This window comes from Streptomyces sp. NPDC049585 (assembly GCF_040675615.1).
Taxonomy (GTDB): domain Bacteria; phylum Actinomycetota; class Actinomycetes; order Streptomycetales; family Streptomycetaceae; genus Streptomyces; species Streptomyces luteosporeus.
The window spans coordinates 61,478-68,524 of record NZ_JBFAPE010000030.1 but is presented as its reverse complement, the minus strand read 5'-3'; the positions used below and the strand labels follow the sequence as shown (position 1 = coordinate 68,524).

The 7,047-nt window shown below is 70.7% G+C and carries 6 protein-coding genes; 3 read left to right on the top strand and 3 right to left on the bottom strand.

The features are described 5' to 3' along the window. Nucleotides 1-149: 149 nt before the first annotated feature. Nucleotides 150-1,007 carry a hypothetical protein gene (locus AB0K17_RS25120; RefSeq protein WP_365984319.1) on the bottom strand — a complete coding sequence of 286 codons (858 nt, stop codon included), beginning with the start codon at nucleotides 1,005-1,007 and terminating at the stop codon, nucleotides 150-152. 181 nt (nucleotides 1,008-1,188) lie between these two features. Further along, on the bottom strand, nucleotides 1,189-1,833 hold the full coding sequence (locus AB0K17_RS25115; RefSeq protein ID WP_365968137.1) for a TetR/AcrR family transcriptional regulator: 645 nt from the start codon (nucleotides 1,831-1,833) through the stop codon (nucleotides 1,189-1,191). Between the two features lie 95 nt (nucleotides 1,834-1,928). Between AB0K17_RS25115 and AB0K17_RS25110 the strand changes: the two genes are divergently transcribed. The 3 genes from AB0K17_RS25110 to AB0K17_RS25100 all read left to right on the top strand — a co-directional run bounded on the left by AB0K17_RS25110 (nucleotide 1,929) and on the right by AB0K17_RS25100 (nucleotide 5,614). Then, nucleotides 1,929-3,245, top strand: a complete 1,317-nt coding sequence (locus tag AB0K17_RS25110) for an alpha/beta hydrolase (RefSeq protein ID WP_365968136.1) — start codon at nucleotides 1,929-1,931, stop codon at nucleotides 3,243-3,245. 125 nt (nucleotides 3,246-3,370) lie between these two features. Then, nucleotides 3,371-5,251 (top strand): potassium transporter TrkA, encoded by a 1,881-nt coding sequence (locus AB0K17_RS25105; RefSeq protein ID WP_365968135.1) that lies wholly within the window; start codon nucleotides 3,371-3,373, stop codon nucleotides 5,249-5,251. A 96-nt stretch (nucleotides 5,252-5,347) separates the two neighbouring features. After that, nucleotides 5,348-5,614, top strand: a complete 267-nt coding sequence (locus AB0K17_RS25100) for a GlsB/YeaQ/YmgE family stress response membrane protein (protein ID WP_365968134.1) — start codon at nucleotides 5,348-5,350, stop codon at nucleotides 5,612-5,614. 50 nt (nucleotides 5,615-5,664) lie between these two features. Here the strand turns inward: AB0K17_RS25100 and AB0K17_RS25095 are convergent, their stop codons facing one another. After that, the gene (locus AB0K17_RS25095) at nucleotides 5,665-7,047 is read right to left on the bottom strand and encodes a phosphatase PAP2 family protein (protein ID WP_365968133.1); all 1,383 of its coding nucleotides are present in this window, start codon (nucleotides 7,045-7,047) and stop codon (nucleotides 5,665-5,667) included.

The window sequence follows — 7,047 nt, the reverse complement described above, 5'->3', positions numbered from 1 at the left end:
GGTACAACTACCACCGACCCCACACCGGCATCGCAGGCCAAACACCCGCCAGCCGTGTCACCAACCTGCCGGGACAACACACCTAGGGCGTGTCCACGGCGCCCCGTCAGGGGCGCGGGGCACTGCATGATCCGCCGGACACGACCTGGTCATCCCGTCCCGGACTCCCCCTCCGTCTCCGCCTCCCCCTCCACTCCCGCCTCGCCGAACCGTGCCAGGGCAAGTGCCCCCAGGACCGCCAGGGTGAAGCCCGCCACCGCGAGAGGGAGGAGGCCCGGGCGGGTCGTGTCGCCGAGCCAGGCGACGCCGACCCAGGCCGGGCCGAGGGTCTCGCCGATGACCATGCCGGCCGTGGCGGCCGTGACCGAGCCGCGGTGCAGGGCGGAGGTCAGGAGGAGGAAGGCCGCGCCGCCGCCGAGGAGGAGGGCGTAGGAGGCGGGGTTGGTCAGGAGTGCGGGGAGGCTGAGGTCGTCGATGAGGCGGACGGCGACCTCGACGACGCCGAAGCCGAGGCCGGCGCCCAGGCCCAGGGTGGCCGCGCGGGCGCGGCCGGGGAGGCGGCCCGCCGCGGCGCCGATGGCGAGGACGCCGGCGGCGACGCACAGGACACCGACGCGCAGGGCCGTCGAGCCCGTGCCGGAACCCTCACTTCCGGAGGCCAGGGCGAGCAGGGCGAGCCCGCCGCACACCACGGCGACGGCGGCCCATTCGATGCCACTGAGGCGGACCCGCAGGACGCGCGAGGCGGTCACCGCCGTCACGGCGAGGCTCGCGGCGAGGGCGGCGCCGACCGCGTAGATCGGCAGGGAGCGCAGGGCGACGAGTTCCAGGAGGAAGCCGAGGCCGTCGAGTGCGAGACCTGCGAGGTAACGCCACTGGCGGACGACGCGGACCAACAGGACGGTGTCCACACCGGATCCGCTGCCGGCCTCGGTCGCCCGCGCGGCGACGGCTTGCAGGACGGAGGCGGTGCCGAAACAGACCGCCGAACCGAGCGCGCACACCATACCCAGGATCACGGTCCCCGACTCTAGGGGTGCGGGGGCGGGTTGGGGACGGTCTGCCGGCACAGTGTTGCGGTTGGCGCTGTCCGGGAAGTTCCCGGGGTGGCCGGGACGATCGAGCACCATGGGGGCAGGCCCGGCCTGTACGTCCTCGATCACCAGGGCACACCGTGCCCTGGTGGGCCTACGGCCGGCTGTGCCGCACGTCGTGCGCACCCGCCGGTTCGGCGTGCCGGAGGCTGCGGAAGACCTCGGGGGTCGTCCAGCCCCGCAGCGTGGCCCGGATCGTCGGTCCGAACGCCGCCTCGGCCGTGGGGGCGTCGAAGGCTCCGGCCAGTTCGAGGGTCACGAGCCCGTGCAGGGTCACCCAGATCGACAGGGCGATCGAGGGGGTCGCGCCGGCGAGAACACCTCCTGCCACGGCCCGGTCGATGGCTGCGACGAGCGGGCCGATGGGGTCGCGGGTGCCGACCGCGCCCGACGGGTCGAACGACTGCACGCCTCCGAAGAGCACCGTGTACAGGTGGCTGTGCCCGCATCCCCAGCGCCGGTAGGCGACGGCCAGCGCATGGATGTCGGCGAGGGGATCCTCGGAGACCGGCACCGCCGACACGTCCTGGAACAGCCCGGCGACGGCCCTGTCGCGCACCGCCGCGATGAGCCCGTCCTTGCCGCCGAACAGGGAGTACACCGCAGTCGTCGACGCGCCGGCGGCGGAGGCCACGGCGCGGACCGTGACGGACTCCCGCGGCCCTGTGGCGAGCAGCTGCGTCGCGCACACCACGAGCCGTTCCTTGACGGTCTCGTCGTTCGTTCTCGGCCTTGCCACGGCAGGAAGCCTACCGGTCTCTGATAACGTCGTTTTGAAACATCGTTCTGGAACGGCGTTCCGAAATGACGTTCCCTACTGCCCGGAGGTCCCCTGTGCTCGCTCGCCCCGCCCGACGCTTACTGCTGGCACTGACCGCCGTTGCGGCACTGGTCGTTGTCTTTCTCGCGCTGGTCGTCCTCACGGACGGGGCCGGCTCGGGACTCGCCGCCTGGCTGACAACTCTCGCCGTCGCTTCCGGCGCCGCACTGTGGCGGGGCCGCGGCCGGACCCGGTCGGCGCGGCTCGCGCCCTTCGTGCCGGTGCTCGTCGCGGCGGCGCTGACGGCGTCGGTCTGCGTCCCGACCGCGCCGACGACCCGGCATCGTCCGCCCGATCTGCCGTTCGTCGCCGCCCAGCACTGGAGCCTGGACACCGGCAGTCGCGTCGCCGTCTACCACTACCCGCCCGATGGCCCCGGCCCCCGTCACCCCGTCCCGCTCGTGTACCTCAACGGCGGGCCGGTGCGCGGCATATCGGTGCTCGACCACCGGTTCCTGCAACTCCTGGCGCACCGGGGCCACGACGTCTACGCCTACGAGGCGGCCGGCGCCGGGCGCAGCGACCTGCTGCCGATGGGCCAGTACTCCATCTCCCGGTCGGTTCGTGATCTCGCCGCCTTCACCCGCCGTCTCGACAAGGGCACGGTCGACGTCCTCGGCTTCTCGTCCGGCGGGGTCGTGCTCACCCGGGCCCTGGCCGAGCCTGCCGTCGCCGCGCAGCTGCACCGGGCGGTCATCGCCGAGCCCGGACCGATGGACGGCCCCACGGCGAGGATCGCCGGGCACAAGGGACGCCCGTCCGCCCGCGGCCTTGCGCCGGCCATGACCGGGCCCCGCTCGACGTACGTCCCCCGTTACGCCGTGGCCTTCGGCCTCATGCGCCTCGGCCTGCTCACCCCGGACACCGGGCTCGTCGGACAGGCCGAGGGCGACAACGCGTTCACCGCCGCCGACCTCGGCAGCGACACGGCGTCCGCCTACTGCGCCCGCGACGCGCACCGCATCCCGCGCGAGGACACGGCACGGAACTTCTCCTTCAGCCCCGCCGCCAGCCTTCGCGTCCAGCAAACGGTGAAGGACTCCCCCTCCGTCGCGCCGCAACTCCGGCACGCGAGGACCCCCGCCATGCTGATGATCGCCGAATGCTCCTCGCAGGTACGCCAATGGGCGACCACCGTCCTCGCCGAGGACCCCGCCGTCGAACGCACCCAGTACATGCCGGGTGTGGGGCACCACATGTGGAACGGCCTGGACGGCAACAACGACCGGGCCGCCGACGTCGTCACCGCATTCCTGGACGACAAGCCGGCGCCCCTGCCGAACCACCCGACCCGCGAGGAGATCTCCGCCTTCCTGCGCGACCACAAGTAGCGCCCTGCGAAGCGTGCCACTCACGGTACGGACCGGCGCCTCCGGGCATGGATATCTTCCGTGGCGCCGGTCGACGCGACGGCCGGTCCCTCGCGGCCGAGGGACGGCCCGGAGGGGCGGGATGCATGCGGGTGAAACGACGGGACCGGCTGCGGTACTGGTTCGAGAGCACGATGGACCGCGGCACGCCTGCGCTGATCGGCTGGTTGGGCCTCGGATCACTGGCACTGATCGCCGTCACCACGGTGGGCGTCGTGCTCCTGACCGACGAGGACACCGAGTCCAACGGCGGCTGGGCCGGGGTGGCGTGGATGAGTCTGCTGCGCACGCTCGACCCGGGCACCATGGGCGGCGATCACGGCAGTCCGCTGTTCCTCGGGCTCATGCTGGCGGTCACGCTGGGCGGCATCTTCATCGTCAGCACCCTCATCGGTGTGCTGACCACGGGCCTCAACCACCGGCTCCAGCTGCTGCGCAACGGCCGCTCCCGCATCATCGAGCGCGGCCACACGCTGGTGCTCGGCTGGTCGGAGCACATCTTCACGGTCGTCGAGGAGCTCGTCGAGGCCAACCAGAGCCAGCGCCGGTCCTGCGTGGTGATCCTCGCCGACCGCGACAAGGTCGCCATGGAGGAACAGATCCGCACGCGGGTTCCGTGGACGGGCCGGACCCAGGTCATCTGCCGTTCGGGCAATCCGTTGAAGCAGGCCGATCTGCAGCTGGTGAGCCCGGACACCGCCAGGTCGATCATGGTGCTCCCGCCCTTCTCCGCCGACGGCGACACCACCGTCATCAAGACCCTGCTGATCCTCAACAACAGGTCGTGGGAACACGGTCGGCCGCCGTTCGTCGCGGCGGTGATGGATTCGGGCAACCTCGCGGCCGCCCGGCTCGCGGCCGGCGAGAGCGGGCTGGTCGTCGACGCCGACGACCTCGCCGTGCGGCTCGTCGTGCAGTCGCACCGGCAAGCGGGCCTGTCGGCGGTGTGCAACGAGCTGCTGAGCTTCTACGGGAACGAGATCTACATCAGGCACGAACCGACGCTCAGCGGCTCGACGTACGGGGAGATCCTCGACCTCTACCGCAGCGGTGCCCCGATCGGCCTGTACACCAAGGAGGGGCGCGTCCGCCTCAACCCCGAGATGTCCACGGTCCTCACCGCGGACGACGCCGTGATCCTGATCGCCGAGGACGACATCCTCGTGAAGCTGGCGGACGTCCCGGTCAAGGCCGTGGAGTCGGCCATCGCCGACGGCCGACCCTGGCAACGGGCCCCCGACCGCACGCTGCTGATCGGCTGGAACTCCCGCGCCGGCACCATCATCGACCTGCTCGACCGGTTCGTCCGGCCCGGCTCGCACCTCGACGTCGCCTCTCCCACCCGTCCCGGCGCTCTCGCCACCGGCCTGGCGAACCTCACCCTCGGCCACCGCCCGTGCCGGCCCACGAGCAGGGCATCGCTGGAGGCCCTCCACCCGGGCGACTACCAGCACATCCTGGTCCTCACGGACGAATCGGTCGATCCGGAGCTCGCCGACAACAGGACCCTGGTGACCCTGCTGCACCTGCGGGACATCGAAGAGGCGCTGGGCGACCCGTACTCGATCGTCTCGGAGATGAACAACGACAGCAACCGGGAGGTCGCCCAGGTCACCAAGGCCGACGACTTCATCGTCAGCAGCAAGCTGATCTGCCTGCTGCTGACCCAGCTGGTCGAAAGTCCGCAACTGCACGAGGTCCTCTGCGACCTTCTCGACCCCGCGGGCTCGGAGATCTACCTCAAGCCGGCGCACCAGTACCTGAAGGCCGGCGTGGAGGCGAATTTCGCCACCGTCATCGAGGCCGCGCGCAGACGGGGGGAGACAGCCGTCGGCTACCGGCTGGGACGGGACCGCAACGCGCCGCCGTTCTACGGAATTCACCTCAATCCGCTGAAGGGCACGCCGCTCACCCTCCGCCAGGACGACCACGTCATTGTGCTGGCCGAGAACGAAGAGAGCCTGTGAACCGGCGAGCACTGAACCGGATCCCCTTCACGGGCGTCCTCACCCACGTGCTCCCTCACCTCCAGGATCGGGGCACCGGGGAAAGGAAAGAACGGAATGGGCATCATCGGCTGGATCGTTCTCGGTCTCCTGGCCGGAGCAATTGCCAAGATCCTGTTGCCCGGGCGGGATCCGGGCGGACTCATCGGCACCACGCTCATCGGAATTGCCGGAGCGTTCATCGGGGGATGGCTCTCGGCCAAGTTCCTGCACCGGTCCATCAGCAATCACTTCTTCGACGGGGCCACGTGGCTCTCGGCCATCGGAGGATCGCTGGTGCTGCTCATCGGCTACCGCATCCTTTTCGGCAACTCACGGGACTGAACCCGTCGCCCTCGCCCGGGGGCCGGGAAAGGGCGACGGATTCAACCGGGTCACACCGGTTCGGGCTGCGGTTCCGCTCGTCGCGCCGGCACGGGCTCGGGTGCGTTCGGCTCCCAGCGCCGGGTGGTCCGTACGTAGCCGTAGATCACCGAGCCCATCGCCAGAAGGAGAAGCGGTCCGAACACCCACGGGTGCTCGGCCATCTCCATCGGCAGATACCGGTACGCCGTCAGGAGCGCGGCGAAGACCGTCGCGCCATAGCCGACCAGCTGGATCGCCGAGCGGTCCCAGCCACGGTCGAACGCGCGCATGGCCGTCTCGATCGTGAGCGCGAACACCACGCCGGCCACGAGATCCACGCCGTAGTGGTAGCCGAACCCCAGCGTCGCGCTGAGCGTGGCGACCAGCCAGAAGGCGCCGGCGTAGCGCAGCAGCCGGGGGCCCTTGCGGGAATGAATGAAGATCGTGGTGGCCCATGCCGTGTGCAGGCTGGGCATGCAGTTGCGCGGGGTGATCGCGTCGTACGGCACCGCGTGCAGCGCGCCGATCGGCGGCGGGGTGTTCGGCCACAGGTTGGCCACGGCCCACTGCACGCCGCCGGTGCCGGAGGCGCCCGGGCCGTAGGCGAAGACCGGTCCGACCACCGGGAAGATCATGTAGATGGCCGGTCCGAGGAGGCCGATCACCAGAAAGGTGCGCACCAGGTGGTGGGTCGGGAAGCGTCGCTCGGTCGCCACGTTGCGCAGCTGGTACAGCGCGACGGCAACCGCGGCGACCGCGAGCTGGGCGTAGACGACGTCGACGATGTGGGTGCCGATCGGGGCGGTGGCCCGCAGGATCCGGCCCATCACCCACGACGGGTTGCCCAGCGCGTGGTCGGCGGTGGCCACGTACGGGTCGAGCACCGTGGGGCGTGTCTTCGAGGTGATGAGCAGCCACGTGTCACCGGTCTTGCGGCCGGCCACCAGCAGCAGGCCCAGTCCGACGCCCTTGAGCAGCAGAACGCGTTCCTTGCCGGTGCGGCGCGTGACGGCGATGACGGCACAGCCCAGCATCACCCACAGCGCACCGTTGCCGAAGAAGTGATCGCTGTCCACCTTGGCGTCGACCGCCCACCGCACCAGCACGAAGACGATGTCGATGCCGATGGCCGCGCCGGCCGCGATGAACCGTTGCCGCCAGGTGAGAACCACCATCATCAAGGCCATGCCGCCGTACAGCGGGCCGGGTTTCGGGGCGAATATCACCTCTCGCGCCTGGGCGGTGATCGGCCCCGGTACGCCGCAGTAGCGACGCGCGGCGATCTCCAGCATGATGAGGAATCCCAGGGTCACCACGCCCGCCGTGGCCCACAGGATCGTCCGCGGTCGACGCCACGCGGCGGACTTGGTTCTGCAGCTTATTCGCGAAAACACCCGCCATACTATAGGCAT

Coding starts and splice junctions, on each gene's coding strand:
- AB0K17_RS25120 (WP_365984319.1), bottom strand. CDS start 1,007: ATGGTGTGCGCGCTCGGTTCGGCGGTCTGTTTCGGCACCGCCTCCGTC.
- AB0K17_RS25105 (WP_365968135.1), top strand. CDS start 3,371: ATGCGGGTGAAACGACGGGACCGGCTGCGGTACTGGTTCGAGAGCACG.
- AB0K17_RS25100 (WP_365968134.1), top strand. CDS start 5,348: ATGGGCATCATCGGCTGGATCGTTCTCGGTCTCCTGGCCGGAGCAATT.
- AB0K17_RS25095 (WP_365968133.1), bottom strand. CDS start 7,047: ATGCCTATAGTATGGCGGGTGTTTTCGCGAATAAGCTGCAGAACCAAG.